Origin of the sequence: Rhodococcus sp. CH91 (assembly GCF_022554085.1) — a bacterium.
GTDB lineage: Bacteria > Actinomycetota > Actinomycetes > Mycobacteriales > Mycobacteriaceae > Rhodococcus.
The window spans coordinates 136,673-160,886 of record NZ_JAKFYR010000001.1 but is presented as its reverse complement, the minus strand read 5'-3'; the positions used below and the strand labels follow the sequence as shown (position 1 = coordinate 160,886).

General features: G+C 67.5%; 26 protein-coding genes. 11 read left to right on the top strand and 15 right to left on the bottom strand.

The window, feature by feature from the left end:
- Nucleotide 1 precedes the first annotated feature (1 nt).
- The 4 genes from MOM01_RS00745 to MOM01_RS00730 form a co-directional block, all read right to left on the bottom strand.
- Complete coding sequence (locus MOM01_RS00745) at nt 2–799, bottom strand: anti-sigma factor (protein ID WP_241383476.1); 798 nt, start codon at nt 797–799, stop codon at nt 2–4.
- A complete protein-coding gene (locus MOM01_RS00740) occupies nt 789–1,364 on the bottom strand; it encodes a sigma-70 family RNA polymerase sigma factor (protein ID WP_241383475.1) in 576 nt (191 codons plus the stop codon). Before MOM01_RS00740 ends, MOM01_RS00745 begins: the two co-directional genes overlap by 11 nt.
- Before the next feature lie 76 nt (nt 1,365–1,440).
- Nucleotides 1,441–2,064: a DUF1365 family protein gene (locus MOM01_RS00735; RefSeq protein WP_241383474.1), complete on the bottom strand. Its 624-nt coding sequence runs from the start codon at nt 2,062–2,064 to the stop codon at nt 1,441–1,443.
- Complete coding sequence (locus tag MOM01_RS00730) at nt 2,054–2,689, bottom strand: alpha/beta hydrolase family protein (RefSeq protein ID WP_241383473.1); 636 nt, start codon at nt 2,687–2,689, stop codon at nt 2,054–2,056. Before MOM01_RS00730 ends, MOM01_RS00735 begins: the two co-directional genes overlap by 11 nt.
- Nucleotides 2,690–2,859: 170 nt before the next feature.
- On the opposite strand from MOM01_RS00730, the gene MOM01_RS00725 reads away from it, so the two are divergent.
- Together MOM01_RS00725 and MOM01_RS00720 are read left to right on the top strand one after the other, a co-directional pair.
- The gene (locus MOM01_RS00725; protein WP_241383472.1) at nt 2,860–3,552 is read left to right on the top strand and encodes a fasciclin domain-containing protein; all 693 of its coding nucleotides are present in this window, start codon (nt 2,860–2,862) and stop codon (nt 3,550–3,552) included.
- Nucleotides 3,553–3,650: 98 nt separating this feature from the next.
- Complete coding sequence (locus tag MOM01_RS00720; protein ID WP_241383471.1) at nt 3,651–4,241, top strand: lipocalin family protein; 591 nt, start codon at nt 3,651–3,653, stop codon at nt 4,239–4,241.
- A 93-nt stretch (nt 4,242–4,334) separates the two neighbouring features.
- Here the strand turns inward: MOM01_RS00720 and MOM01_RS00715 are convergent, their stop codons facing one another.
- From MOM01_RS00715 to MOM01_RS00705, 3 genes are all read right to left on the bottom strand, one after another.
- A complete protein-coding gene (locus MOM01_RS00715; RefSeq protein WP_241383470.1) occupies nt 4,335–5,807 on the bottom strand; it encodes an SDR family oxidoreductase in 1,473 nt (490 codons plus the stop codon).
- Nucleotides 5,804–7,186 carry a TIGR01777 family oxidoreductase gene (locus tag MOM01_RS00710; protein WP_241383469.1) on the bottom strand — a complete coding sequence of 461 codons (1,383 nt, stop codon included), beginning with the start codon at nt 7,184–7,186 and terminating at the stop codon, nt 5,804–5,806. Before MOM01_RS00710 ends, MOM01_RS00715 begins: the two co-directional genes overlap by 4 nt.
- A gap of 271 nt (nt 7,187–7,457) precedes the next feature.
- Nucleotides 7,458–8,816 carry a cryptochrome/photolyase family protein gene (locus MOM01_RS00705; RefSeq protein WP_241383468.1) on the bottom strand — a complete coding sequence of 453 codons (1,359 nt, stop codon included), beginning with the start codon at nt 8,814–8,816 and terminating at the stop codon, nt 7,458–7,460.
- A 28-nt stretch (nt 8,817–8,844) separates the two neighbouring features.
- On the opposite strand from MOM01_RS00705, the gene MOM01_RS00700 reads away from it, so the two are divergent.
- The gene (locus MOM01_RS00700; RefSeq protein WP_241383467.1) at nt 8,845–9,069 is read left to right on the top strand and encodes an RNA-binding S4 domain-containing protein; all 225 of its coding nucleotides are present in this window, start codon (nt 8,845–8,847) and stop codon (nt 9,067–9,069) included.
- 30 nt (nt 9,070–9,099) lie between these two features.
- Here the strand turns inward: MOM01_RS00700 and rraA are convergent, their stop codons facing one another.
- Nucleotides 9,100–9,588: a ribonuclease E activity regulator RraA gene (gene rraA / locus MOM01_RS00695; protein ID WP_241383466.1), complete on the bottom strand. Its 489-nt coding sequence runs from the start codon at nt 9,586–9,588 to the stop codon at nt 9,100–9,102.
- Between the two features lie 144 nt (nt 9,589–9,732).
- Here rraA and MOM01_RS00690 point away from each other — a divergent pair, with 144 nt between their 5' ends.
- A complete protein-coding gene (locus MOM01_RS00690; protein WP_241383465.1) occupies nt 9,733–10,482 on the top strand; it encodes a FadR/GntR family transcriptional regulator in 750 nt (249 codons plus the stop codon).
- A 44-nt stretch (nt 10,483–10,526) separates the two neighbouring features.
- Here MOM01_RS00690 and MOM01_RS00685 read toward each other — a convergent pair whose 3' ends face one another.
- Both MOM01_RS00685 and MOM01_RS00680 read right to left on the bottom strand, forming a co-directional pair.
- Entirely contained in the window at nt 10,527–10,910 is a 384-nt protein-coding gene (locus MOM01_RS00685; RefSeq protein WP_241383464.1) for a DUF5313 family protein, read from the bottom strand.
- 17 nt (nt 10,911–10,927) lie between these two features.
- Nucleotides 10,928–12,772, bottom strand: a complete 1,845-nt coding sequence (locus tag MOM01_RS00680; RefSeq protein ID WP_241383463.1) for an AMP-dependent synthetase/ligase — start codon at nt 12,770–12,772, stop codon at nt 10,928–10,930.
- Nucleotides 12,773–12,839: 67 nt separating this feature from the next.
- On the opposite strand from MOM01_RS00680, the gene MOM01_RS00675 reads away from it, so the two are divergent.
- Entirely contained in the window at nt 12,840–13,220 is a 381-nt protein-coding gene (locus MOM01_RS00675; protein WP_241383462.1) for an ArsR/SmtB family transcription factor, read from the top strand.
- The gene (locus MOM01_RS00670) at nt 13,217–13,843 is read left to right on the top strand and encodes an SRPBCC family protein (protein ID WP_241383461.1); all 627 of its coding nucleotides are present in this window, start codon (nt 13,217–13,219) and stop codon (nt 13,841–13,843) included. The genes MOM01_RS00675 and MOM01_RS00670 overlap by 4 nt, the downstream gene beginning before the upstream one ends.
- A 172-nt stretch (nt 13,844–14,015) precedes the next feature.
- Here the strand turns inward: MOM01_RS00670 and MOM01_RS23255 are convergent, their stop codons facing one another.
- Together MOM01_RS23255 and MOM01_RS23250 are read right to left on the bottom strand one after the other, a co-directional pair.
- Nucleotides 14,016–14,552: a hypothetical protein gene (locus MOM01_RS23255; protein ID WP_308196951.1), complete on the bottom strand. Its 537-nt coding sequence runs from the start codon at nt 14,550–14,552 to the stop codon at nt 14,016–14,018.
- A 42-nt stretch (nt 14,553–14,594) separates the two neighbouring features.
- A complete protein-coding gene (locus MOM01_RS23250) occupies nt 14,595–15,065 on the bottom strand; it encodes an alpha/beta fold hydrolase (protein ID WP_308196950.1) in 471 nt (156 codons plus the stop codon).
- Between the two features lie 146 nt (nt 15,066–15,211).
- On the opposite strand from MOM01_RS23250, the gene MOM01_RS00660 reads away from it, so the two are divergent.
- Together MOM01_RS00660 and MOM01_RS00655 are read left to right on the top strand one after the other, a co-directional pair.
- Entirely contained in the window at nt 15,212–15,940 is a 729-nt protein-coding gene (locus MOM01_RS00660; protein WP_241383460.1) for a GAF and ANTAR domain-containing protein, read from the top strand.
- Between the two features lie 86 nt (nt 15,941–16,026).
- Entirely contained in the window at nt 16,027–17,580 is a 1,554-nt protein-coding gene (locus MOM01_RS00655) for a succinic semialdehyde dehydrogenase (protein ID WP_241383459.1), read from the top strand.
- Here the strand turns inward: MOM01_RS00655 and MOM01_RS00650 are convergent.
- The 3 genes from MOM01_RS00650 to MOM01_RS00640 form a co-directional block, all read right to left on the bottom strand.
- Entirely contained in the window at nt 17,486–19,111 is a 1,626-nt protein-coding gene (locus MOM01_RS00650; protein ID WP_308196949.1) for an MDR family MFS transporter, read from the bottom strand. The genes MOM01_RS00655 and MOM01_RS00650 overlap by 95 nt on opposite strands.
- Nucleotides 19,108–19,770: a TetR/AcrR family transcriptional regulator gene (locus MOM01_RS00645; protein WP_241383458.1), complete on the bottom strand. Its 663-nt coding sequence runs from the start codon at nt 19,768–19,770 to the stop codon at nt 19,108–19,110. Before MOM01_RS00645 ends, MOM01_RS00650 begins: the two co-directional genes overlap by 4 nt.
- A gap of 86 nt (nt 19,771–19,856) precedes the next feature.
- Nucleotides 19,857–20,630, bottom strand: a complete 774-nt coding sequence (locus tag MOM01_RS00640; RefSeq protein WP_241383457.1) for a DUF427 domain-containing protein — start codon at nt 20,628–20,630, stop codon at nt 19,857–19,859.
- Nucleotides 20,631–20,952: 322 nt separating this feature from the next.
- Between MOM01_RS00640 and crtI the strand changes: the two genes are divergently transcribed.
- From crtI to idi, 3 genes are read left to right on the top strand one after another with little or no spacing between them, the layout of a single operon-like run.
- Nucleotides 20,953–22,578, top strand: a complete 1,626-nt coding sequence (crtI, locus tag MOM01_RS00635) for a phytoene desaturase family protein (protein ID WP_241383456.1) — start codon at nt 20,953–20,955, stop codon at nt 22,576–22,578.
- Nucleotides 22,571–23,539: a phytoene/squalene synthase family protein gene (locus MOM01_RS00630; RefSeq protein ID WP_241383455.1), complete on the top strand. Its 969-nt coding sequence runs from the start codon at nt 22,571–22,573 to the stop codon at nt 23,537–23,539. Before crtI ends, MOM01_RS00630 begins: the two co-directional genes overlap by 8 nt.
- 55 nt (nt 23,540–23,594) lie before the next feature.
- Nucleotides 23,595–24,206, top strand: a complete 612-nt coding sequence (gene idi / locus MOM01_RS00625) for an isopentenyl-diphosphate Delta-isomerase (protein WP_241383454.1) — start codon at nt 23,595–23,597, stop codon at nt 24,204–24,206.
- Nucleotides 24,207–24,214: the final 8 nt, after the last annotated feature.

Sequence of the window (24,214 nt, the reverse complement as noted above, 5' to 3'; positions counted from 1 at the left end):
GTCAACCGAGTGGGAGTTGAGCGAAGATCGCACTCGGCTCCGTCGATCCGCCCGCCGGCTCCACGCTGAAGCCCAGAGCGGTGGCCCCGGAGATGTCCTCGAGCACCGCGGTCGTCGACGGTGCGACGTCCTCCGGTGTCATCGTGCCCGCCGCCTGCGCACCGTCCGGCCCGAGCAGCCACATCTGGTAGACGCTTCCCTCGGCCGGCGGTGCGACGTTGTTCATCACCAGGACACCGGCGTCCGCCTCTTTGGAGAACACCACGGTCGCGGTGCCGCCCCCTTCGAGGACACCCGAGGAGGTTCGTACGTCCTCGGCAGCGAAGACCCGTTCGCTCGTGGCCGGTGCCGATTCGGTCGACCACTGGCCGGCCACCACGACACCGCCGATCGCCACGATCACGGCCGCCGCCGCGGCGAGCAGGAAGTTGCGCCGACGTCCCCGGCGTCGCTCGTCGAGCGAGACGGGCGGGGTGACAGCGTCGTCCTCCACGGACTCCGGTGAACCGGTTTCCTGCCGATCCTCGGTGGACGTCTTCGCGGTGAGTTCGGCACGGACGAGGTCGAGCAGTCGCACCCTGAGTTCGGGCGGGGGCTCGGTCGCGGTACCCGCCGACATGGCCGCGAGAGTCTCGTGGATCTCGCGGACCTCGGTGGTGAACCGTTCGGCCACCTCCGGATCGGCCTCTGCGAGGCGGTCGGCGATCTCCCGGCGTTCGCCGGGCGCGACGATGTCCAGTGCGAAACCGGGCGCCATGTCGAGCAGATCGTGAGAGGAATCGTTCGTCTCATTCGCCATCGACGGTCACCCCCAGACAATTCTTCAGTCGTTTCAGACCGTCCCGGATACGCGACTTCACTGTCGGTAACGGAGACGAAAGTTCTTCTGCCACTTCGTTGTACGTGAACCCTCGGTAGTAGGCGAGCTCGACGGAGCGGCGTTGAAGTTCCGTGAGCGAACCCAGGCAGTCGTTGACCCGGCGACGCGCGTCGCGCTGGGTGACCTCCTCGCTCACCGAGTCGAAGGCCGCGTCGACGTTCCTCGAGCCGTAGTGGGCCTCCCGGTCGGCCCCGGACTGCTCGCTGCGGACCCGGTCGACGGCCCGCCGATGGGCGAGGGTGATGATCCACGCCAGCGCGGAACCCTGGCGCGGATCGAAATTCCCCGCCGACCGCCACACCTGCAGGTAGACCTCCTGGGTGGTTTCCTCGCTGTACCCGGGATCGCGGAGTACGCGCAGCACCATGCCGAATACGCGTGCACGCGTGGCGTCGTACAGTTCGGCGAAGGCCGTAGGGTCTTGTCGGGCCACCCGCTCGAGCAGGTCGCCGAGGGTATCGGTGTGGCCTCCGACGCCGGTCATCGGCTCAGTCCGCTCATCGGGGGCAAGCCTAGCCGGGACATTCCCTCCACTCAAGGCAACCGTTCCGGTCACGCCGTCACCCCATCCACATCCGTGCGCGCAACACTGTGGTCGGATCGACGGGCAACCGCTCGCCGCTGACGGTCGCGGTGAACACCGGGACACCGGGACGCCGGAGCGCGATCGAGACCGCGAACATGTCGCCCGCCCGGGTGACGATGTCGATCTCGTCCGATCTCAGCGTGTAACAGTGCGGTCCGCTCCGGCGCGTGTGCACCTCCGCGACCACGTAGGCCAGCGCCCCGCCCTGCTCGTGACACCAGAACAGATTCAACGGATCCGACCCGAGACCGAGACGGCGGATGTTGAGCAGGGCCGTGATCCGTCCCCGCGGTGGCTGGACGCCGTCGGCCACCAGCTGATCCTCGACCCGCCCGCGGAAGGTATCGGAATCGCTGGCAGCGAAGTGATCCCACGGCTCGAACCGCATGAGCGTACGCAGCCACCAGGGCGACGAGGGAGCCTCGTCCACATCCACCATCCAGCTGTAGCCGTGATATTCGAGCAGGGGCCGCTCGGCGGAGCCCCGGGCATGGCGGACGAAGGTGCGATAGATCGCCGGCGTGAGCATGCCCTGGCCGTTCAGGAACTCGACGTCGTCGCCGATCATCGCGACGGCTCGGGGGAGTTCAGGATGCATGGTCGTCTCCGGGGCACGTGGTCGGTTTCCCCGACAGTGTGCACGTCAGGAAATCGGCAGTCGTGTCGGCCCACCAATGTGGGTCGGCGAGAAGGAAGTGCCCACCTCCGGGCAGCGGACGCCACCGCGCGTGCACCCCTCGTTGTCCCGCCGCCATCACCTGACTCTGCGCTGCCCGGGGGTCGGTGCGGGTGTCCTCCGTGCCGTGAGCGACCAGCAGGTGCCGGCCGGCCGGAATCAGATCCGCGTCGTCGGTGGGCCACCACGGCGCCAGGGCGACGAGGGACTCCACTCCGTGCTGGCCCGCGAGATGCGCGACCGCCCGTGCGCCCATCGCGTGCCCGACCAGACCGATCCGCACGTCCCCGCGGCGCCGCACCACCGACTCGATCGCCCGCAGGCCGTCGCGCACCGGACTCAAGTGGTCGTCGTTCCACCCGCGATAGCGGTAGTCGACCAGATCGACCGCGATGCCGTACTTGCGCAGCCGTCCACGCAGCGCGCCGGCGAACAGACGCATACGCACCTGCGGCGGATGCCACGGACGTGCCGGTGTGGTGCCGACCGGACGCCCGCCGGGCAGCACGAGCACGTGAGCCGGTCGGCGATCCGAGAAGTCGTCCATGACCTGCATTCGGAGCGACCCCGCGATGCGGATGGGTTCCGGATGAATACCGATCCGGAAAAAATTCTTCCGATCCGACCCATCCGCCCCGTCCCCGGGGTCGAATGACCCGTGACACACCTGATCGACGTGGCCGCTCCGGCCACGGCCTACGAAGGGAAATCACAGTCATGAACATCACTGCGCGTAAGAGCCTTGCCGCCGTCGGCGTCGGTGCGCTGTCCCTGCTGGGTGTCGCGGCGTGCTCCGACGACGGAGGAACGGACAACGGGGAAGTCACCGTCGAGGAGACCATCGAGGAGACGATGGAGCCGACCACGGAGGCAACGGGAACCGAGACGACCGGAACGGAGACGACCGGAACCGCGGCCGCGTCCGCTCCCGTCGGCCCCGGATGTGCCGACTACGTCGCCGCGAACCCCAGCGGCCCCGCTTCCGTCGAGGAACTCGCGAACCAGACCATCGTCGAAGCCGCCGGCAGCGTGCCGATTCTCACCACCCTCACCGAGGCCCTCTCCGGACAGCTCAACCCCGACGTGAACCTGGTCGAGACTCTCAACGACGGCGAATACACCGTCTTCGCCCCGGTCGACGATGCGTTCGCGGCACTGCCCCCCGAGACGATCCAGACACTGCAGACCGACTCGGGTGCGCTCACCGACATCCTCACCTACCACGTGGTTCCGGGCGATCTGACCGTCGAGGACGTCGCCGGCACGCAGACCACCGTGCAGGGCGGCACCGTCGAGGTCACCGGTGAAGGCGAGATGTGGACGGTCAACGACGCCAACGTGATCTGCGGCGGCATCGAAACCGAGAACGGCACCGTGTACCTGATCGACACCGTTCTCACCCCGCAGTGATCCGCGCCGTGCAGTAGTCCCCACTCTGCAGCGAGCGGCATGCGGCACCAGGCCGCATGCCCTGGCAAACGATGCCCGGTCGACGAAAGGTAGAAGATATGCGTTGGTCCCGACACGGCGTTCGGGGGCTTGCGGCGGCGTTCATCGCCGCCGCAGGCGCGTTCCTGTTCGCCGCGCCCGCAGCCGCAGCGCCCCTCACCCCGGTCCCGGAACTGGACGTGAACCGGTATGTGGGGCAGTGGTACCAGCTCGCCGCCAATCCGGCCCCCTTCAACATCGACTGCGTGCGCGACACCACCGCGGTCTACACGCTGCTCGACGAACGTAATGTCCGCGTGGAGAATTCGTGCACCACGGTCACCGGGGAGCGCCGCGGAATCGTCGGGAACGCGCGCGTGAACGACACCGCTTCGCTGCACGTGTCGTTCCCCGGTGTGCCGTTCCAGGATTCGCTCGACGGCCCGAGCAATTACATCGTCACGTACCTGGCGGACGACTACTCGTGGGCATTCGTCGGTGACCCGACCCGCGTCTCCGGATTCGTCCTGTCACGTTCGCCCGTCGTCGGACCCGACGCGTGGCGGCAGATCCGGGAGGTCGTCGAAGCGCGTGGTTACAACTCGTGCCTGATGCTCACGTCGCCGACCACCGAGGGCCTGCAGGAGATCCGGCCGCTCTGCACCGTCTGACCCCGCAGAGGGAGAGGGCCGTGTGCGCATTCGAGGAAGATGCGCACACGGCCCCGCCTTCGTCACCTCATCTGCCGGCAGCGCCGACCCACCTCACCTGCCGGCAGCGCCGGCAATATGCTCCAGCATTCCCCGGAAGATGATGCCGTGGAAGGGAACCAGCACGTACCAGTAGAGACGGCCGGCGATTCCTCGCGGAAAGAACACGGCCCGCTGATGTACACGGCAGGGCGCCGGCGATCCCGGCTCGAGTGGTTCGACCCTCCACTCCAGCCACGCGCGTCCGGGCATCCGCATCTCGGCGCGCAACCGGAGCAGCTTCGGTCGTTCGATGCGTTCGACCCGCCAGAAGTCCAGGGCGTCACCGGTGTGCAAGGTCTTCGGATGACGTCGGCCCCTGGTGAGACCCACGCCCCCGACGAACCGGTCGAGCCAGCCCCGCATCGTCCACGCCAATGGGAAGGAATACCAGCCGTTCTCGCCGCCGATGCTTTCCACCACCGCGAAGACCTCTCCGGCGGAGGAATCCGACACGAGCGACCGCTCGTCCGTGAAGACGACCTCGCCCGCCCAGTCCGGATCGGAGGGGAGCGGATCGGCGGGTGCCCCGACCGGCGACGCCCCGGCCCAGGTCGTCTCCACCTCGCCTCGTTCGAGACGTCCCAGAGCCAGTCGCACGGCCTCCCGGTAGCCGGTAGGGCCTCCCTCCGGCGGCGGGATGATGGCGTCGATGTCGTGATTGCGCATGACCGCATCCGTGGCCAGTGATTCGATGAGCGCACGTCCGAGTCCCGGAGGAATCGGGGTCACCAGACCGATCCACAGACCGGCGAGTTTCGGTGTGAGAACGGGCAGGACGAGGATCCGCCGCTTCGTCAATCCCGCGACCTCCGCGTACTGCTGCATCATCTCGCCGTACCGCAACACGTCGGGCCCGCCGATGTCGTATGTGCCACTGCGGGGCAGTGGTGCCTCGGCGGCTGCGACCAGATAGTGCAGTACGTCGCGGACGGCGATCGGCTGGATCCGGTTGTTCACCCACCGGGGAGTGGTCATGACCGGAAGCCGGTTGCTCAGATGCCGGATCATCTCGAAGGATGCCGAACCCGAACCGATCACCACACCGGCTTGCAGCACGAGCGTGGGTACGCCGGATGCGATGAGGATGCGTCCCACCTGAGCCCGCGAATACAGATGTGGCGAGAGCTCGCCCGATTCGGGATGCAGCCCGCCGAGGTACACGATCCGCGAGACGCCGCAACGCCGCGCGGCGCCGGCGACGTTCTGTGCGGCCCGCTTCTCGGTATCGACGAACTCGTCGCGACCACCCATCGAATGCACCAGGTAGTACACGACATCGATGTCGCGGAAGGCCTCGACCAGGGACTCCGCATCGTCGAGGTCCCCCCGGACGATCTCGACATCGTCCGCCCACGGCACGTCCCGCAGCTTGTCGGGATCGCGGGCGAGTACCCGCACGCGAAAACCTGCCTCGAGCAGGCGGGGGGCGAGCCTGCCACCGATATATCCTGTTGCTCCCGTGACCAGCACCCGGATGTCGCTCACGGCTGCTCCAGGATGTGGCCGAGCTGGTGACGCAGCGACGCTTCGAGATCGGGCCGGCGGAACCGGTGCCCGATGTCGAGCAATGCCTTCGGGACGACGAACTGGTCCGCCTGCGCGACCTCGCGCGCGCCTTGGTCACCGAGCAGCAGGCGAGGCCCCAAGCCGGGAACGGGAAGCAGCGCGGGCCGATGCAGCACCGACGCCAGGACGCGGGTGTAGTCCTGGTTCCGTACCGGTTGCGGCGCCACGGCGTTCACCGGTCCGGTCATGGAGGGGTCGGCGAGCGCACGATGGTAGACGTCGACCAGATCGTCGAGATCGATCCAGGAGAACCATTGCCGTCCGTCACCGAGACGGCCTCCGAGGCCCGCCGCGAACAGCGGGCGCATCAACTGCAGTGTTCCCCCGCGAGGTGTCTGGACGATCCCCGTGCGTACCTGTACGACCCGCAGCCCTTTCCTCTCGGCAGGAGCTGTCGCGGCCTCCCAGTCGGCGACCACGCCTGCCAGGAATCCGGTTCCCCGAGAAGCGTGCTCGTCCAGCGGGGTGTCGCCCCGGTCGTACCCGTAGAGTCCGATCGCGGAGGCGGAGACGAAGGTCGCCGGCCCGTTGGGCGTTGTCGCGGCGAGTTCGGCGAGTCGCCGTGTCGGTTCGATCCGGCTGTCCCGGATCGCCGCCTTGTGTGCATCGGTGAACCGGCCGGCGATCGAGGCACCCGCGAGGTGGACGACGGCGTCGACACCTTCGAGCAGGTCGGGTGCGGGATCGGCGGGATCCCACTGCCGTTCGTCCGATCGTTGCCGTTCGTCGGATCGCTGCGGCGGACGACGGACGAGGCGGATCACCCGGTATCCACCGCTGGACAGGAAAGCGGTGAGGGCGGTGCCGACGAGACCGCTCGACCCGGTCACGGCGACGGTCGCGGGACGGACACCCTGGGCGTGGGACCAGCGATGGCTCGCGAGGTCGTCGGCGAGCTGGCGATGCCGGTAGCGAAAGGTCTGTGTCAGTAGACGACCCGGTACCGCTGTGTCGACGCGGTCGACGACGCGGGTACGGAATTCGTCGACCACGTCGAAGCGATGTTCGTGACGCCACGATCCGATCACCGTGGCGGGTCGCGACATCACTCCGTCGTGGGAGAGTTCGTCGACGAAACGTGCGGGGGGATCGTAGTGTTCGGGGTCGTGCCGGGAGATCCAGCGAAGCCCGCCCGGGAGGCCGAGGATCGCGGTGCCCGATTCGAGCGAATCGGATTCGGAGACGACGCTCATCGGCTGCCAGGGCGGCACGAGACGCAGGATGGCGCCGGGACGCGAATGCCAGCCGAACACCTCCCCGCGGGATTCGTCGACGACGCTCGAGAACTCGATGCCCATGATGTCTCCTCGCGATACGGCTCTGTCCCGACGATCACGGCGCCGGAGCGGACTCCGGCGCCGTGATCGCTCAAGCGGGCAGGACGCTGATGAGGAAGGTGTAGGCGTCGACGAGCGGGGTGTGGATTGCCATGAAAACGGATTCGACGAGTGCGCGCACTGCAGTGTCCTTTCGTGTGGTCCTACTCGTGTGGTGTACGGCGAACGGTGGGTCCGTCCGAAGGTTGTTCGGAGCAGATCTCCGGGCGGATGGGTCGTTTCGCCGACATTTTCATCGGGGTGAGCGAATTCGCTCGTATCTGTCCAGAGCGACCCGCCGTTCGTGTGCGTGATCGACGACCGGTTCCGGGTAGCCGTCCGGAGGGCCGTCGGGAAGGCTGTGCACACGAGCGCCGCCGACGCTCCGCAGTTCGGGTACCCATCGGCGGACGTATTCACCCGTCGGATCGAATTTCTCACCCTGCCGCGTCGGGTTGAACACCCGGAAGTACGGGGCGGCATCCGTCCCGCTTCCTGCGGTCCACTGCCAATTGTGTTGGTTGGAGGCGAGATCACCGTCGACGAGATGCCTCATGAAATGTCGCGCGCCGCGCCACCACGGCAGATGCAGATCCTTGGTGAGGAACGATGCGACGATCATCCGTACCCGATTGTGCATGACACCCTCGGTGAGCAACTGCCGCATCCCCGCATCGACGATCGGGAATCCCGTACGACCCTCGCACCATGCGGCGAACAGGGCCTCTGCGTCGGGGCCGGAATCGTAGGTGATGGCGTCGAAATCGCTGTTGTAGTTCGTGTGTGCGGTCTCGGGGCGGTGGAACAGCACGTCGGCATAGAAATCACGCCAAGCCAGTTCGCTGCGGAAGGTAACGGCACCATCGTCCGATCGGTCCCGGAGGTCGTGCAGGAGGGTACGCGGATGGGCGCAGCCGAATTTCAGGTACGGCGACATCCCGCTCGTACCGTCGAGGGCAGGCCGGTCGCGGTCGGTGGCATAGCGGTCGAGGCCGCTGTCCACGAATTCTCCCCACCGCCGAAGTGCAGCCGCCTCTCCCGCGATCGGTGTCGCGTCGGTCTCCCCCTCCTCGGGGATCCGGACACGTGAGGAGACACCACTCGCGTCGACCCAGTCGATCACCTTCGCATCGGTAGCCGCCGGGGTGTGCCATCCGTGATCGCTCCACGCCCGGCGGAATGCCGAGAACACCTTGTACGGCGTGCCGTCGGGTTTGGTCACGCGGCCGGGGGTGACCGCATAGGGGGAGCCGGTGGCCACCAGCGGGACGTCGCCGAGCGCGTCGGCGACGCTCCGGTCACGTCGCGTGCCGTACGGACCGTGATCGGAACTGATGTGGACCTCGACCGCATCGAACTCGCGAGCCACCGCCGGCACCGCGTCCACCGGATCTCCCCTCACGACGAGCAGCCGGCCCTCGAGCTCGCGATCCAGTGCTCGTAGGCACCCCATGAGGAAGGCACGACGTCGTGCCCCGGAGGGCCGGAGCAGTGCGTCGTCGAGAACGAACAGGGCGAGTGTCTCGTCGGCCACCTCGGTCGCGGAGAACAGGGTGGGCAGATCGTGCAGGCGGAGATCGCGTCGGAACCAGATGATGCTGGGGCGGGCCATGGAACCAGTGTCGGGGACAATGGGTGCCATGTCCGACGCATTCGATGTACCGATCCGTGACGAGTCGATCCGGCTCGGCCAGTTCCTCAAGCTCGCGAGTCTCATCGAGTCGGGCGCCGAGGCCAAGGAGGTGATCGCCGACGGCCTGGTGTCGGTCAACGGCGAGGTGGAGGAGCGCCGCGGCCGTCAGCTGAAGGTCGGCGACGTGGTGGAGATCGCCGGGGCGAGCGCGCGGGTAGCGCACGACGGGTGACGGGGCGGCCCGCGCGCTCGGCGTCGGCCGTCAGTCCTCGGCGCGGACGACCACGCCGTCGGAGTCGCTGTAGACGATCTCGCCCGGGTTGAACGTGACGCCGCCGATCTCGACGGGCACGTTCTTCTCCCCGGAACCGGTCTGGGTGCTCTTGCGCGGGTTGGTGCCGAGGGCCTTGACGCCGATGTCCAGCGTGCGCAGGATCGCGGAGTCGCGGACCGCACCGTTGACGATGACCCCCGCCCAGCCGTTGTCGACGCCGCGACCGGCGATGATGTCACCGACGAGCGCGGTGTGGATGCTGCCGCTGCCGTCGACGACGAGCACACCGCCGTTGCCGGGTTCGGACAGGGTCTGCTTGACGAGCAGGTTGTCCTGGAAGCAGCGGATGGTGGTGATGGGGCCGGCGAACTCGGTGCGTCCACCGAACTGGATGAACTGCGTGTCGCAGCTGCGGATGTCCGGGCCGATCTCGTCGGCGAGGTCGGCGGTGGCTGTGAATGCAGTAGCGTCGTTCATGGTGCGAGGATAAGGGGACGTTCCTCCCCGGGTGGGCGGCGGTCGCCGGCGACCGGTTCGCGCAGATCGGCCGAAGGGTGAATTCGGTAGATTCTTGTATCCTTACGCGACCGGTTCGCCACGAGAGACGTACAGGATGGGGACATGCCACTTGCCGGACGTTCCACGGTAGTTCGGGTCCCCAAGGCCGGAGAACTCATCGCAGCAGATCTTCGCCGGCAGATCATCACGGGCGAACTCGAAGCCGGAGAACCGCTTCCCAACGAAGCAGCACTCATGGAGCGTTTCGGGGTGTCGCGCCCGACCTTGCGCGAAGCGTTCCGCATCCTCGAGTCCGAGGGCATCATCAGGGTGCTTCGCGGAGCCCACGGTGGTGCCCGCGTCCAGGCGCCCGACGGATCGACCGCGGCCCGCTACACGGGGTTGCTCCTGCAGTACCGCGGCGTGCCCCTCGCCGACGTCTATCGTGCCCGCACCCAGATCGAGGTCGCGGCAGTAGGACTGCTCGCGGCCGAGGGAGGCGACCGCGTCGATCGGCTTGCTGCCGTCGTCGAGCGGGGTGAACAGGTGCTCGACGAGCCCCACGCCTTCGCCGGGTACGACGCCGAAGTGCACCGCACGATCGTGGAACTCGGTGGCAATCGGACACTCGGCGTCCTCGCCGGGATGCTGCTCGACATCATGGATGCGCATGCGGCCTTGTTCATCTCGCAGCGCAGCCGGCCGGACAGGCCCGGAGCAGCAGTGGCGCTGCGCGCCAACAGGAAACTCGTCGGTCTTCTGCGGGATTCGGAACCCGGTGCTGCGCAGTCTTTCTGGCGTAAGCATCTCGACAGCGTCGAGCACTACATGACCGACGACAACGAGACCACCCTCATCGAGGTGCTCTCCTAGTCCGCCTGCCGCCCAGGGCCTTTCCGGTTGTGTGCCGGAAGTCTTCAGGCCGCGCGGCCGAAACGGCGCTCGTAGTCCTCGCGTACACGTGCCGCACGGGCGCGGGCCTTGGCGCTGAGCATGTCCGGATCGAGGCCGTGCTGCTGGAGGCGGTGCCGCTGCCAGACGGGCATGAGCGCCACCGAGAAGTAGGTCCACGGCAGCAGCAGCAACAGCATCATCGACACCGGGATCCATACCGGCCCGGGGATCAGCAGGAACAGCATGAGGAGCGGAATCACGGGCAGATTCCAGCGCAGCAGGTACCTGCGTGCACCGCCGGGACCGAGGATGTCCTCGCGTACCCACTCCTGCATCTCCTGCGGCAGCGTGCGACCGAACATGTAGCCGACGCGCTGGAGCAAATTCGGTCGTGCACTACTAATCATGGGGACCAGGATAGGCGCTAGTCGTAGAGACCGGCCAACCTGTCCGCAAAGCTGTCGATGACCACCCGCCGGCGCAGCTTCATGCTGGGCGTGAGGTCGCCCGCCTCGACGGACAGTTCGCGCTCGAGAATCGTGAACTTCTTGATCTGTTCCCATCGGTTGAGCTGCAGATTCAACTCGTCGACGTGGCCGGAGATCAGCTCGCGGGCCTTGGGATGCCGGGCGATCTCCTCGAACGACGAGGTGCCCAGGCCGGTCTTCCGGGCCCACTCGGTGATCGACTCCGGATCCAGGCCCACGAGGGCCACGCAGTACGGTCTGCCCTCCCCGTAGACGAGGATCTCGGAAGCGTAGGGGCAGATCGCCTTGAAGGAGGCCGCCAGGGAGGACGGGGCGACGTACTTGCCCTGCGACGTCTTGAACATGTCCTTCTTGCGGTCGGTGATCCGCAGGTATCCCTCGTCGTCGAGGCTCCCGATGTCGCCGGTGCGGAACCACCCGTCCTCGTCGAACGCCTCGGCGGTCGCATCGGGCCGGTTGTGATAGCCGGTCATCACGCCGGGGCCCTTGACGAGCACCTCGCCGTCCTCGGCGATACGGACCTCGGTTCCGGGAATCGGCCAGCCCACGGTGCCGAGCCGGTTGGCGTACGGGCGGTTGACGAACGAGGCCGCCGATGTCTCCGTGAGACCGTATCCCTCGAGGACGGGAATGCCCACCGCATCGAACCACTCGCCGACATCGGGGTCGAGCGCCGCGGATCCGGAGATGAAGAAGCGCAGCCGGCCGCCGAAGCGTTCGCGGATGGTGGAGAAGACCAGCTTGTCGGCGAGCGCGTGCTGCAGATTGTCGAGCACGCCCGGCGACCTCCCGGCCTGCCGTGCCTTCGACATCTTCCGGCCGATGCTCATGGCCCGGTCGAAGATCTTCTTCTTGGCGCCACCCTCCTCCTCCATCATGGCCTCGACGCGCGCGTGGGCCTTCTCGAAGATCCGGGGTGCCGCTCCCATGAAGGTCGGGCGCACGACGGCGAGGTTCTCCACGATCTTGTCGACACGGCCGTCCACCGCTGTGGGGAAGCCGATCTGCAGGGGGAGGGTCAGCAGAACCTTGCCGAAGACGTGGGAGAGCGGAAGCCACAGATACTGCAGGTCGTCGGAATTCAGCATGTTGAGCGAGGCGATCGCCGCGGCCTCGTAGGTCCACGCCGAGTGCGGCAGGCGCACGCCCTTCGGTTTGCCCGTGGTTCCCGAGGTGTAGATCAGGGTGGCGAGCCGGTCGGGTCCGATGCTGTGGATCCGGTCGGTCACCGTGTCGGAATACCGGGTCAGCAGGTCGCGGCCGAGGGCGGCGAGTTCGTCGAAGCCGATCACCCAGTCGCCGTCCCCGGTGCCGTCGACGAGGACGACCTTCCTCAGGTGGGGGAGCTCCCTGCGCTGGGCCATGAGCTTCTCGACCTGGGTTGCATCCTCGGCGATGACGATCCTGCTGCCGGAGTCGGAGACGATGAACGCGACATCGGCGGCATGTGTCGTGGGGTAGACCGTCGTCGTCGCGGCGCCGGCGCACATGACCGCCAGGTCGGCGAGCACCCATTCGTAGCGGGTGGACGACAGGAGTGCCACGCGGTCCTCGGGTTCGATTCCCAATGAGATCAGGCCGGCCGCGAGCAGCCGAACTCGTTCCCCGGCCTCGTCCCAGGTGACGGACGTCCAACCGCCGTTGCCGTCAGGGAAGCGGAACGCCTCGGAGGTGGGAGCGGCTGCCACCCGGTCGATGAACAACCGTGCAACAGAGGGGGCTCGATCGTCGATGACGGATCGGTCGACTTGTTCCTCGGACACACGCGCCATGGTCGACATGACTCCAGTCTAGAAATGTCGAGCCTGCCTTCTGGTGAATATAAGCGGAAACTTATATAGTGGGAGTATGCACGGGTTCGAGGTTCTCGCAGATCCGGTCCGTCGCCGGATTCTCGAGTTGCTCTCCGGCGGCGCGCGGGCGGCCGGAGACATCGTCACCGCGATCGGGGAGGAGTTCTCCATCTCCCAGCCCGCCGTCTCGCAACATCTCAAGGTTCTGCGCGACCACCGGTTCGCCGTGGTCTACAAGGACGGCGCCCGCCGCCTCTACGAACTCGAACCGGAGGTCCTCGTCGAACTCGAGGACTGGCTCGAGCGACTGCATCCGCCCGTGTACGCGTCCCTCGACGCACTGGAGACGGAGATCGCCCGCGGCAGGCGTGAGCGCCGGGGGCGCGATGCGGACCGACCCACTGTTCCTGTCCCGGACGAGAGGAAATCGTCGTGAAGAACGTGATCGCCGGAAGTGATACGAGTCGACGCACGGTCGGGCACCGGACCGTCGAAGGGCGGGAGGCGAAGGTCGTCACCGTCTCACGCAGCTACCGCACGAGTGCGGAAGATCTGTGGCAGGCCTGCACCGACCCGCAACGTATCCCTCGCTGGTTCCTTCCGATCGAGGGGGACCTCGACGTCGGCGGCCGATACCAACTCGAGGGCAATGCCGGTGGAGAGATACTCACCTGCGATCCTCCCAGAATGTTCAGCGCCACCTGGGAATTCGCAGGCCGGATCAGCTGGATCGAAGTGTCGATCCTGCCCGAGCCCGGCGATCGGGCGCGGCTCGAACTCTCGCACATCGCCCACCCCGACGAGCACTGGGAGCAGTACGGCCCGGGCGCTGTCGGAATCGGTTGGGATCAGGCACTTCTCGGTCTCGGTTTGCACATCGAATCCGGGGAGCCGGTGGATCCCGGTGAATTCGTCTCCTGGTCGATGTCGGAGGAAGGGCTGCAGTTCGTCCGCGACAGCAGTGCGGCCTGGCGCGACGCCGACATCGCCGGCGGTGAGGATGCCGAGCAGGCGCGCGCGGCCGCCGAGCGGACGAGTTCGTTCTACACCGGAGGGTAGAACGGCCGATCGTCCGTCGGCACGTCCTCAGTCGCCGGACCGGCGCCGCTGCCGGGCGTTCGCGTAGAGGGCAGCGCCCTCGGCGCGCGCCGCGCGGCTGTCAGGACGACGCGATCGAAAGTGGTGAGAGAAAAGCGTTTCCGGGGCACGTGCACGGCAGGTCGGCCACCGGTCACGGCGAAGAGGTGGACCTTGCCGGGCACCCCGGTGAGTCGGCGTGTACCTCTGTCCGAGAACTGCAGTCCCGATCCGCCGCCAGTTCGCGCACCTGACGCGAGACGAGCACTTCCCCGGGACGGGCCTCGACGCCGAGCCGGTGCGCATCGTCGACGATGCGCCGGGCGCACTGCACAGCGGCCAGGGGCCCGTCGAACAGGCTGAACGTGCCGTCCCCGACGATGCTGACCAGAGTGCCGCCGGCCTCCGTCACCGCGAACCGGACGTCGCGTTCGTGGCGGGTGAGCAGCGCACGATAGGCGGTGTCGCCGATACGGGCGAGGAGCTTGTATCTCGCCGCCCCCACGGGTAGCGAACTTCCGGCGATGAGCACCGCGGTGGTGGGGCACTGGACGGAGCGGAGGGCGTGCGAATAGTCGAGACGAAGACTCGCTTCGAGGTGGGCGCGCATCGTGCTCGGCGACGCCGAGCACCGTTCGAGCATGGCGGTCAGCCGCCGGTTGTACGGACTGTCGGCATGGGAATCGGTCAAGGCCGACGTGCGCCCCTCTCCCCAGTGCCGGACGGCCTCCCGTCATCCGTCGACGAACGCTGTGACCTCGGTCTCCGTCCATCCGTGCAATGTCCGGCCGGTGTCGAGCAGGGGTTCGCAGAAAGGTGCGACCAACATCGACGCGTTGACCCGTTCGGGGGCGGTCGCGGCGACGAGGACCTGCGGCCCGCACGTGCTGTGGATCCCGACGAAGGAGGCGTGGCGGACCTGTTCGGCGTCCATGACGGCGAGGACGTCCTCCGCCTGCTGTTCGACGGTGGGCACATGATCGACCGGGTCGGAGAGCCCGAAACCCCGGCGCTGGAAGTAGACGGCGCGCGAGTACGTCGCGAGTCGCTCGAACAGCGAGTGCATGTGCGGATCGGTCCACAGCAGGTCGAGGTGCATCTGGATGTCGAAGAACCACACGACGTCGGCGGGACCCGTGCCGACCACCCCGTAGGCCGGATTGTGGCCGTCGCGGGGTAGATACCGGGTCACCGGCGGGTCCACTCGTACAGCCTGACGAGGTGGGGGAGAGGGAGGGCACGTTCCGGACGTGGAGTCGCCGTGGAAGACTCGCAGTCCCCGGTGATCGACGTGCGATCTTCCGGATCTGTGGAGCGGAGATCGTCGTCCGCCGGAGAGGAGACGTTCCCATGGGGAGTTCGATCGAACCAGGGGATCTCGGACGCCGTATCGCGCAGTTGGCGCGGGGCTTCTACAGGCCTGCCGATCTCGACGAGACGTTGCGCGGCGTGACCGCCGCGGCAGTCGAACTCGTAGGTGGGGCCGAGTGTGCCGACATCCTCATCGTGACCGACCGGAAGCACTTCCGTTCCCTTGCGGCCACCTCGGAGCTTGCAGAACACCTCGACGACCTGCAGGAACAGTTCGGTGAGGGCCCGTGCCTCGATGCGAGCTTCAAGTACCTCGTGGTGCGGTCCGAAGATCTCCGGGAAGAGCGGCGCTGGCCGCATTTCGCGAAGGCCGCGGTGGATGCGGGTGTGCTCAGCGCCTTGTCGTTCCAGCTCTATCTCGAACAGGAGAGCATGGGGGCGCTGAACATGTTCTCTTCCGAGGCCGATGCGTTCGGCCCCGGCGCGGAGGCGATCGCCGAGGTTCTGGCCGCGCACGCGGCCATGGCGATGAGCGCGGCGCGTAGTCGGGGGCAGTTCGCTTCGGCGCTGGCGACCCGCGATGTCATCGGTCAGGCCAAGGGAATGATCATGGAGCGCTTCGGCATCGACGCGGTCGCCGCGTTCGAGTTGCTGCGCAAGCTCTCGCAGGACAGCAACGTTCCGCTCGCCACGGTCGCCCAGCGGATCGTCGAAGCGGGACCCGAGCCCAGGGGTGACGACCGGCGGGTGGGACCGGCCGCGAGGTGAGCGGCGCCGCACCTGTGTGACAGGGCACACTTCACGCAGGTAGGTTTGGTGCAACTGCAAGTACTACTCACCGGTAGGGGTGCATCATGCCAGCTCCCAGCGCTGCGACCTTTCGGCGTCTCGCCGACCTCATAGCCGTTCCCGATGCCGACAAGCGGCCCACTCGCCCGGTCGTCGAGGCGTTCACCGGCCGGGAGATGGCCACCGTGCCGGTCGCCACCGCCGAAGACGCCAAGGCTGCGATCGCGCGCGCTCGTACCGCCCAGGCGGCCTGGGCACGGCTGCCGGTGGAGGAGCGCGCCGCGATCATGCATCGCTACCGCGATCTCGTGCTCTCCCGCCGCGTGCACCTCATGGACATGGCACAGGCCGAGACCGGCAAGTCGCGCAGTTCGGCGCAGGAAGAGATCCTCGACATCTCGATGACCGCGCGGTTCTACGCCCGCGTCGCGCCGAAGCTGCTGCGGCCCCGCAAAGCGGTGGGCATGCTGCCGGGTCTGACCAAGACCACGATCCGGTACCACCCCAAGGGCGTCGTGGGTGTGATCGCGCCGTGGAACTATCCGATGACCCTGGCGGTCTCGGACGCGATTCCCGCGCTGCTCGCCGGTAACAGCGTGGTGCTCAAGCCCGACAGCCAGACGCCCTACTGTGCGCTCGCCGTCGTCGAACTGCTCTACGAGGCGGGGGTTCCGCGCGACGTCTTCGCGGTGGTCCCCGGCCCCGGCTCCGTGGTGGGCACCGCGATCGTCGAGAACGCCGACTACCTCATGTTCACGGGGTCGTCGGAGACGGGCAGATTGCTCGCCGAACAGGCGGGGCGGCGGTTGATCGGATTCTCCGCCGAACTCGGCGGCAAGAACCCCATGATCGTCACTGCCGGAGTGAATCTGCGCGAGGTCACCGAGGCGGCGGTGCGGGCGTGCTTCTCCAATTCGGGGCAGCTGTGCATCTCGATCGAGCGAATCTACGTCGAGAAATCGATCGCTCCCGAGTTCGTCCGGATGTTCGGGGCGCGGGTACGCGAGATGACGTTCGGCCCGGACTACGACTTCGGCACCGAGATGGGCTCGCTGATCAGCGAGAGCCAGGTGAAGGCAGTGACCCGCCATGTCGAGGATGCGGTCGCCAAGGGCGCGACCGTCGTCGCGGGCGGGCGGGCCCGTCCCGATCTCGGGCCGCTGTTCTTCGAGCCGACGGTGCTCACCGACGTGCCCGAGGACGCCGAGTGCTACCGCAACGAGACGTTCGGCCCGGTCGTGTCGATCTATCCGGTGGAGAACGTCGAGGAGGCGATCCGGGAGGCCAACGACACCGAGTACGGGCTCAACGCGTCGGTGTGGGCCGCGACGAAGGCGCAGGGCGAGGCCATCGCGGCGCGGGTGCACGCCGGCACCGTCAACGTCGACGAGGGATATGCACCCGCCTGGGGCAGCACCGACGCCCCGATGGGCGGTATGGGAATCTCCGGTATGGGACGCCGCCACGGTGCGGAGGGCCTGTACAAGTACACCGAGCCGCAGACCGTCGCGACCACCAGGCTGCTCAACCTCGACGGCCCGCGGGGGATTCCGCGACGGGTGTGGTCGAAGGCGCTGCCGCCGCTCGTGAAGTCGATGCAGTGGCTTCCGGGACGCTAGCGGCGGACTCGTTCTTCCGCACGATGGTGGTCGCGAGGGGTTTCTCGACGACGAAGCACAGCAGGATCCCCGCGACCACCACGAGCGGTGCGATGTACAGATAGATGGGCACGAGGGCGTCGTTGTAGGCGTCGAGGACCGGCTGCCGCAGAGCGTCGGGAAGGCCGTGAACCGTACCGGGCGTGAGGGAATCGGCGTCGTCGCCGAGACCCACCGCGGACAGCCCGTCGGCGAGGCGCGCGGCGAACACACTGCCGACCACGGCGGAACCGAGGGTCGCGCCGATCTGGCGGAAGTAGTTGTTCCCGGCCGTGGCGGTGCCGACCTCCTCGACGGGGAAGGAGTTCTGCACGACCAGCACGAGAATCTGCATCGCCGTACCGAATCCGACACCGAGCACGGCGAACCAGCAGCAGGTCACCCACACCGGTGTTCCGGCGTCCAGGGTCGACAGGAGCACCAGGCCGACGGTGACGAGAACCGATCCGGCGACGGGGATCCGTTTGTAGCGGCCCGTTCTCGTTACGAAGCGTCCCGCCAGTGTCGAGGTGAGGAACATCGACCCCATCATCGGCAGCATCAGCAGGCCGGCGGCGGTGGCGCTCTTGCCGGCGACCATCTGCAGGTAGGTGGGCATGTAGGCGGCGACGCCGAACAGCGCGATGCTGACGACGAGTCCGGCGAGGGTGGCGACGTCGAAGTTTCGATCGCGGAACAGGTGCAGGGGGATCACGGGTTCGGCGGCGCGCCGTTCGATCGTGACGAACAGAACCCCGCACGCCAGGGTGGCGGCGATCAGGGCGACCGTGACGGGCGACGTCCACGGATACCGCGAACCGCCCCAGGTCGCCACGAGAACGAGGAGCGTGGTGGCGACGGACAGTACCGCCATGCCGAGGACGTCGATCCGGCGGCCCGACCCGGAGACCCGGGGCAGGCGCAGGAAGATCACCGCCGCCGCGATGGCGAGGGCGCCGATCGGCAGATTGATCCAGAACACCCAGCGCCAGCCCGGACCTTCGGTGAACCATCCGCCGAGCAGTGGCCCGGCCACCGACGACACGGCGAACACACTGCTCATGATTCCCAGATACCTGCCGCGCTGGCGGGCGGGGATGACGTCGGCGATGGTGGCCTGCGACAGCACCATCAGGCCTCCACCGCCTGCTCCCTGAACGACCCGGCCGACGATGAGCCACGTGATGTCGCCGGCGAGCGCGCCGATCGTCGAGCCGATCAGGAAGATCGTCAACGCGGTGAGCAGGAGCGGCTTGCGTCCGAAGAGATCCCCGAGTTTGCCGTAGACGGGCATCATGATCGTCGAGGCGAGGATGTAGGCGGTGATGACCCACAGCATGCGATCCACGCCGTGGAGTTCGCCGACGATGGTGGGCAGTGCGGGATTGAGAACGGTCTGGTTGAGCGAGGCCGCGAGCATCGCGAGCATGAGTCCCGCGAAGACGAAGGTGACGCGGGGCGTGCTCTGTTCCCCTGCCCGGGAGCGTTCTTCGTTCGGAGTCGGGGTGCTCACCCTCGCGTGACCTTCCGGAACAGCGCGCAGGTGCGGTGCAGCACCGAGTCCGCGTCGGCTTCCGTCCTCCCCGGTGCCGTGAGCAGGGGCCGCATCGCGGAGCGCATGAGGGCGCCCGCGACGGTGACGATCATGTCGGCGGTGTCCTCCACGGTGCCCTCGTGCACGACAGGGTCGTCGGTGAGCCGGGTCGCCGCCAGGCGGAGGGTGACCAGTTCGGCGACGACGGTCTCCACGTCGTCGATGTGCTGGAAGCGTCTGCGCGCGAGTTCGGGATGGCGATCCATCAGGGCGATGTACTCGTCGTAGCCGATCGCGCGACAGTTCGCGGTACGGAACACGGCGAGGAGAAGGAATGCGACCTTCTCGACGAGATCGTCACCCGGTGAGAAGCAGAAGTCGCCCGCGATCGCGTCGTCGAGGACCGGGGTGCACAGACCGAGGACGGCGTCCTCCTTCGACCGAAAGTAGTTGAAGAAGGTCCGTGGCGAGACCTCCGCCTGCTCGGCGATGGCCTCGACGGTGATGTCGGACAGACGGGCGTGGCGTGCTGCGGCGTCGGCGGCAGCGAGGTGGATCGCCGTCCAGGTGCGCGCGCGTTTGCGTTCGCGATGGGAACTCGTCGCCTTGCGGGAGGCGTCCGGCGCAGCTGCAGTCATGAAGTTTTACACTAGCGCAAATTTCCGATTATGGAAATCGGAATATCGATAACGAGAGTGTTGTTCTCATCGCAGGCCGGGGAGGCTCACTCGCCCACCGTGATCTCCGCGGCATCGTCGTAGAAGCACACGTACCCCTCGATCGGCTCCATGCCGGGAAACGGCTCGGGATACGACCACGCCACATTGTCGGCAGCGGGCGGTCCCGTATACGACCAGTACCGGGCGGTGCCCTTGTACGGGCAGCTCGTCCGCCATTCGGACTCCTCGAGCACGGAGAAATCGACGTCCTCGGGCGGAAGGTAGTACCGCGTGGGAAGGCCGGTCTCGAAGACCAGCACGGGATCGTGGGTGTCGGCGACCACGACGTCCTCGATGGTCACCCGTACGTGCCGGGAACTGCGCAGTGCGTCGACCCGGTGATAGGGATCGCGCGGATGGGTGAACACCTCGGTTGCCTCCTCGAACCAACGTTCGCCTTCGTCGATTCCGTCGCCGGGGCCCGTCTCCCCGTACCGGAACCACTGGAAGACGAGCCTGTCGTCGAGTCCGTCGACGTCGAGCTGACAGACCGCAGAGTAGGCCCGCCGGTCGTCGACGACGATGTCGTACCACTGCCACACATCCTGCCGCGACCGACTCGGCGACAGGGAGGCCGAGATCAGATCGAGCCGGACGTCCTCGCGAGGGAAGGCATAGAACGGGACGGGTTTGCCCGGTGCCCACACCAGCACCGCCCGGCTGCTGTCGACCACCGTCCGGCCGAACCACTCACCCCTGATCCGGCGCTCGACGGGTTCGTAGAGATAGTCGTCGGACTCCACCGGCCTACGGGGTACAGCGGTCTTGCGGGCAGCCATACCTCGACCGTATCGCGCCGTCCGGCAGGTGGCAGGCACCGGCAGGTGGGGATCCCTGCACGCCGACCCATCCGCGTCCTTCCGGGCTCCGAATACGGGGCGAGGCGGCGTGAGGGCCGTCACCCCGACCGACCGAGAAGAAGCCCGCGACACCAGTTCGTACAGTTCCGGCGACGACCAGAGGAACACCGACCATGCCTGCATCCGAACCCCGGCAGAACGAGAACCGGCATCCGCATCCGTCCGTAGGTTTTCTCCAGTTGTTCATGGAAGCACGTACCCGCACGGAGCAGCCGGCGCCGCGCGTACAGGGAGGAAAAGCATGAAATCCGTGAGCGGCCCCGCCGAGTCCGTCGTCGTCGTGGGGGCAGGCCTCGCCGGATTGTCGGCGGCACTCCACCTGACCGGAGCCGGTAGACGCGTCACCGTGCTCGAACGCGAGAGCACGGTCGGCGGACGCGTCGGCAGGTACCCGGTCTTCGAGGACGGTCGCCATCTCTACGACATCGACAACGGCGCCAGCGTCCTGACCATGCCGAATCTGATAGCCGACGCGCTCGCCGCAGTGGGGGAGTCCTTCGCCACGACCACCCCGGCGCTCGACCTCACCCGGCTCGCACCGGGCTATCACGCTCGCTTCGCCGACGGCACCTCCCTCGACGTGTACTCCGATCCGGACGCGATGTCCGCCGAGATCGCGCGGGTGTGCGGCCCCGACGAAGCCGACGGATACCGGAGACTGCGCCGCTGGCTCGCCTCGATCTTCGATGCGGAGTTCGACCGCTACATCGACTCCAACTTCGATTCCCCCCTCGACCTCGTATCGTCGCGATCGGCACTGCGGGACACCGCGAATCTGGTACGGCTCGGCGGTTTCGGCCGCCTCGGTCCGCGGGTCGCGTCCTTCGTCAAGGACGACCGGCTCCGTCGGATCTTCACCTTCCAGGCGCTGTACGCGGGTACGGCCCCCTCGACCGCCCTGGCCGTCTACGGCGCCATCGCCCACATGGACACCTCGCTCGGTGTCTACTTCCCCTCGGGCGGTATGTCCGCGATCGCCGCCTCGATGACGGATGCGCTGGTGCGCAACGGTGCCACGGTGCACACCGGCACCGAGGTATCGGAACTGGCCGTCGAGAACGGCCGCGTCACCGGCGTGCGGACGGCCGACGGCATGCTCTTCGCATGCGATGCGCTCGTTCTCACCCCCGACCTGCCCGTGGTGGACGGGCTGCTCCAGCGGGCCGGTGTGCCACCCCGCGGGCGCATCCGGAGCACGACGCCCGTCGCATCGCCGTCCGCTGTCGTCTTCCACGGCACGGTACCCACCGAGGTGACGGACACGTGGCCCTCCCGTTCCCACCACACCATCGACTTCGGTGCACAGTGGTCGGAGACCTTCGCGCGCATCACCGCCCCGCGCGGCCGCGGCCGGCTGATGGCGGATCCCTCCCTGCTCATCACACGACCCGCCGTGACCGATCCGTCCCTGCGCGTCGTGCGAGACGGCGTCGAGTGCGAACCCGTCTCGATACTGGCGCCGTGCCCGAATCTCGCCGGTGCACCGCTGGACTGGAACCGTCTCGGCAAGCCCTACATGCGCGAGCTTCAACTGGTCCTCGAGCGTCGCGGCTATCGGAAACTGGCCAAGACCATGCGTGTCGACCATCTGGACACGCCGCAGACCTGGGCGGACAGGGGAATGCTCGACGGCAGCCCGTTCTCGTCGGCGCACGTCTTCCGTCAGACCGGGCCGTTCCGCCGCCCGAATCTCGTACGCGGGGCGGACAACGTCGTCCTCGCCGGGTCGGGTACCACACCGGGTGTCGGAGTCCCGACCGTGCTGATATCGGGGAGGCTTGCCGCAGAACGTGTCTCGAATCCGTCGGCGGGTACGCCCGTTGCGCATTCCGCTTATCCGGGAGTAGGTGCAGTCGCTCATGGGTGAACTCGACCGGATCGATCCCGACCTGCACGAGGCGTATCACCTGTGCCGCGAACTCAACAGGCGCCACGGCAAGACCTACTTCCTCGCGACGCGCTTGTTCCCGGTGTCGAAACGTGCCGGAGTCCATGCCCTCTACGGTTTCGCGCGGATGGTGGACGACATCGTCGACGTCGAACCCGTCGATGCCGCACCGGTTCTCGACGCGCTCGAACGCCGGCTCACCGATGCACTCGGCGGCCGGCCACCCACCTACGACGAATTCGGTCTCGTACTGCGGGCACTCGTGGACACCACCGAGCGGTACGACATCCCGCACGAGTACTACTACGCCTTCCTCCACTCGATGCGGATGGACGTTCCCGGCACCGCCTCCTTTCGCTCGCGGTACCGCACCCTGGCCGAACTGTCCGAGTACATGTACGGCTCGGCCGCCGTCATCGGATTGCAGATGCTTCCCATCCTGGGGATCGAGACCGAACGCGACCGGGCCGCTGCTCCCGCCGCAGCCCTGGGGGAAGCCTTCCAGCTCACGAACTTCATCCGGGACATGGGAGAGGATCTCGACCGCGACCGGATCTATCTGCCCACCGACGAACTCGCCGCCTTCGGGGTGGACGAGGACCTGCTGTGGCACTGCCGCAGCACGGGGCGCAACGACATCCGGCTCGAACGTGCCCTCGCCCATCTGATCGCGCACACCCGGGCGATCTACCGCGTGGCCGAACCGGGTATCGATCTGCTCGACCCCGCGGTGCGCCCCGCGATGCGCACCGCATTCCTGCTCTACGGCGACATCCTGCGGGCCGTCGAGGAGAGCGGATACCGGGTGCTCCACGAGCGGGCACGCGTGTCGCGGCGCCGGCGACTGTCGGTGGCGGCCCCGCGACTGGCGTCGGCCGGTTGGACCACGCTGCGTACACGGTCGAGACTGGGAGCACTCACCGCGCCGGGCAACCGGTGACGCTCGCCCGGCCGTGCCGGGCCCGGTACACGAAATACAGAACAGGACATCACACATGGAACAGGTCGTGCTTCTCGACGACACGGGCCGCGCGGTCGGTATCGAGCCGAAGGCAACCGTCCACACCACCGACACCCCGCTGCATCTCGCCTTCTCGTCGTACGTCTTCGACCGCGACGGGAACGTCCTGCTCACCCGGCGGGCCCTGGACAAGGTGACCTTTCCCGGTGTCCTGACGAACAGCTGCTGCGGGCATCCGGCACCGGACGAACCCCTCGTCGACGCGGTGCGACGCCGGTTGCGTCAGGAACTCGGTCTCGACGTGCACGACATCGCGGTCGTCCTGCCCTCCTTCCGGTACCGGGCGGCGATGGACAACGGCATCGTCGAGAACGAGATCTGTCCGGTCTTCCGGGTGCTCTACGACGGGCCCGCGCCCACTCCCGACCCGTCGGAGGTACACGACACCGAATGGGCCGAGTGGACCTCTTTTGCCGACGACGTCGTCGCCGGACGCCGGCGGGTGTCGGTGTGGTGCCGCGAGCAGGTGGAACAGCTGCGGAAGCTCGGACCCGATCCGCTGCAGTGGCCGGTCGCCTCCATCGCGGACCTGCCGCACGCGGCCCCCGATCGCCGGCAGGACACACATCCCGGCCCGGGTCGCTAACGTGAGGG

Excerpts from the sequence above, each read along its gene's own strand:
- rraA (WP_241383466.1), bottom strand. The coding sequence starts at position 9,588 with ATGAACGACGCTACTGCATTCACAGCCACCGCCGACCTCGCCGACGAG.
- MOM01_RS00740 (WP_241383475.1), bottom strand. The coding sequence starts at position 1,364 with ATGACCGGCGTCGGAGGCCACACCGATACCCTCGGCGACCTGCTCGAG.
- MOM01_RS00735 (WP_241383474.1), bottom strand. The coding sequence starts at position 2,064 with ATGCATCCTGAACTCCCCCGAGCCGTCGCGATGATCGGCGACGACGTC.
- MOM01_RS00660 (WP_241383460.1), top strand. The coding sequence starts at position 15,212 with ATGGGGAGTTCGATCGAACCAGGGGATCTCGGACGCCGTATCGCGCAG.
- MOM01_RS00745 (WP_241383476.1), bottom strand. The coding sequence starts at position 799 with ATGGCGAATGAGACGAACGATTCCTCTCACGATCTGCTCGACATGGCG.
- MOM01_RS00645 (WP_241383458.1), bottom strand. The coding sequence starts at position 19,770 with ATGACTGCAGCTGCGCCGGACGCCTCCCGCAAGGCGACGAGTTCCCAT.
- crtI (WP_241383456.1), top strand. The coding sequence starts at position 20,953 with ATGAAATCCGTGAGCGGCCCCGCCGAGTCCGTCGTCGTCGTGGGGGCA.
- idi (WP_241383454.1), top strand. The coding sequence starts at position 23,595 with ATGGAACAGGTCGTGCTTCTCGACGACACGGGCCGCGCGGTCGGTATC.
- MOM01_RS00730 (WP_241383473.1), bottom strand. The coding sequence starts at position 2,689 with ATGGACGACTTCTCGGATCGCCGACCGGCTCACGTGCTCGTGCTGCCC.
- MOM01_RS00630 (WP_241383455.1), top strand. The coding sequence starts at position 22,571 with ATGGGTGAACTCGACCGGATCGATCCCGACCTGCACGAGGCGTATCAC.
- MOM01_RS00640 (WP_241383457.1), bottom strand. The coding sequence starts at position 20,630 with ATGGCTGCCCGCAAGACCGCTGTACCCCGTAGGCCGGTGGAGTCCGAC.
- MOM01_RS00690 (WP_241383465.1), top strand. The coding sequence starts at position 9,733 with ATGCCACTTGCCGGACGTTCCACGGTAGTTCGGGTCCCCAAGGCCGGA.
- MOM01_RS00710 (WP_241383469.1), bottom strand. The coding sequence starts at position 7,186 with ATGGGCATCGAGTTCTCGAGCGTCGTCGACGAATCCCGCGGGGAGGTG.
- MOM01_RS00705 (WP_241383468.1), bottom strand. The coding sequence starts at position 8,816 with ATGGCCCGCCCCAGCATCATCTGGTTCCGACGCGATCTCCGCCTGCAC.
- MOM01_RS00655 (WP_241383459.1), top strand. The coding sequence starts at position 16,027 with ATGCCAGCTCCCAGCGCTGCGACCTTTCGGCGTCTCGCCGACCTCATA.
- MOM01_RS00685 (WP_241383464.1), bottom strand. The coding sequence starts at position 10,910 with ATGATTAGTAGTGCACGACCGAATTTGCTCCAGCGCGTCGGCTACATG.
- MOM01_RS00700 (WP_241383467.1), top strand. The coding sequence starts at position 8,845 with ATGTCCGACGCATTCGATGTACCGATCCGTGACGAGTCGATCCGGCTC.
- MOM01_RS00720 (WP_241383471.1), top strand. The coding sequence starts at position 3,651 with ATGCGTTGGTCCCGACACGGCGTTCGGGGGCTTGCGGCGGCGTTCATC.
- MOM01_RS00675 (WP_241383462.1), top strand. The coding sequence starts at position 12,840 with ATGCACGGGTTCGAGGTTCTCGCAGATCCGGTCCGTCGCCGGATTCTC.
- MOM01_RS00680 (WP_241383463.1), bottom strand. The coding sequence starts at position 12,772 with ATGTCGACCATGGCGCGTGTGTCCGAGGAACAAGTCGACCGATCCGTC.
- MOM01_RS00725 (WP_241383472.1), top strand. The coding sequence starts at position 2,860 with ATGAACATCACTGCGCGTAAGAGCCTTGCCGCCGTCGGCGTCGGTGCG.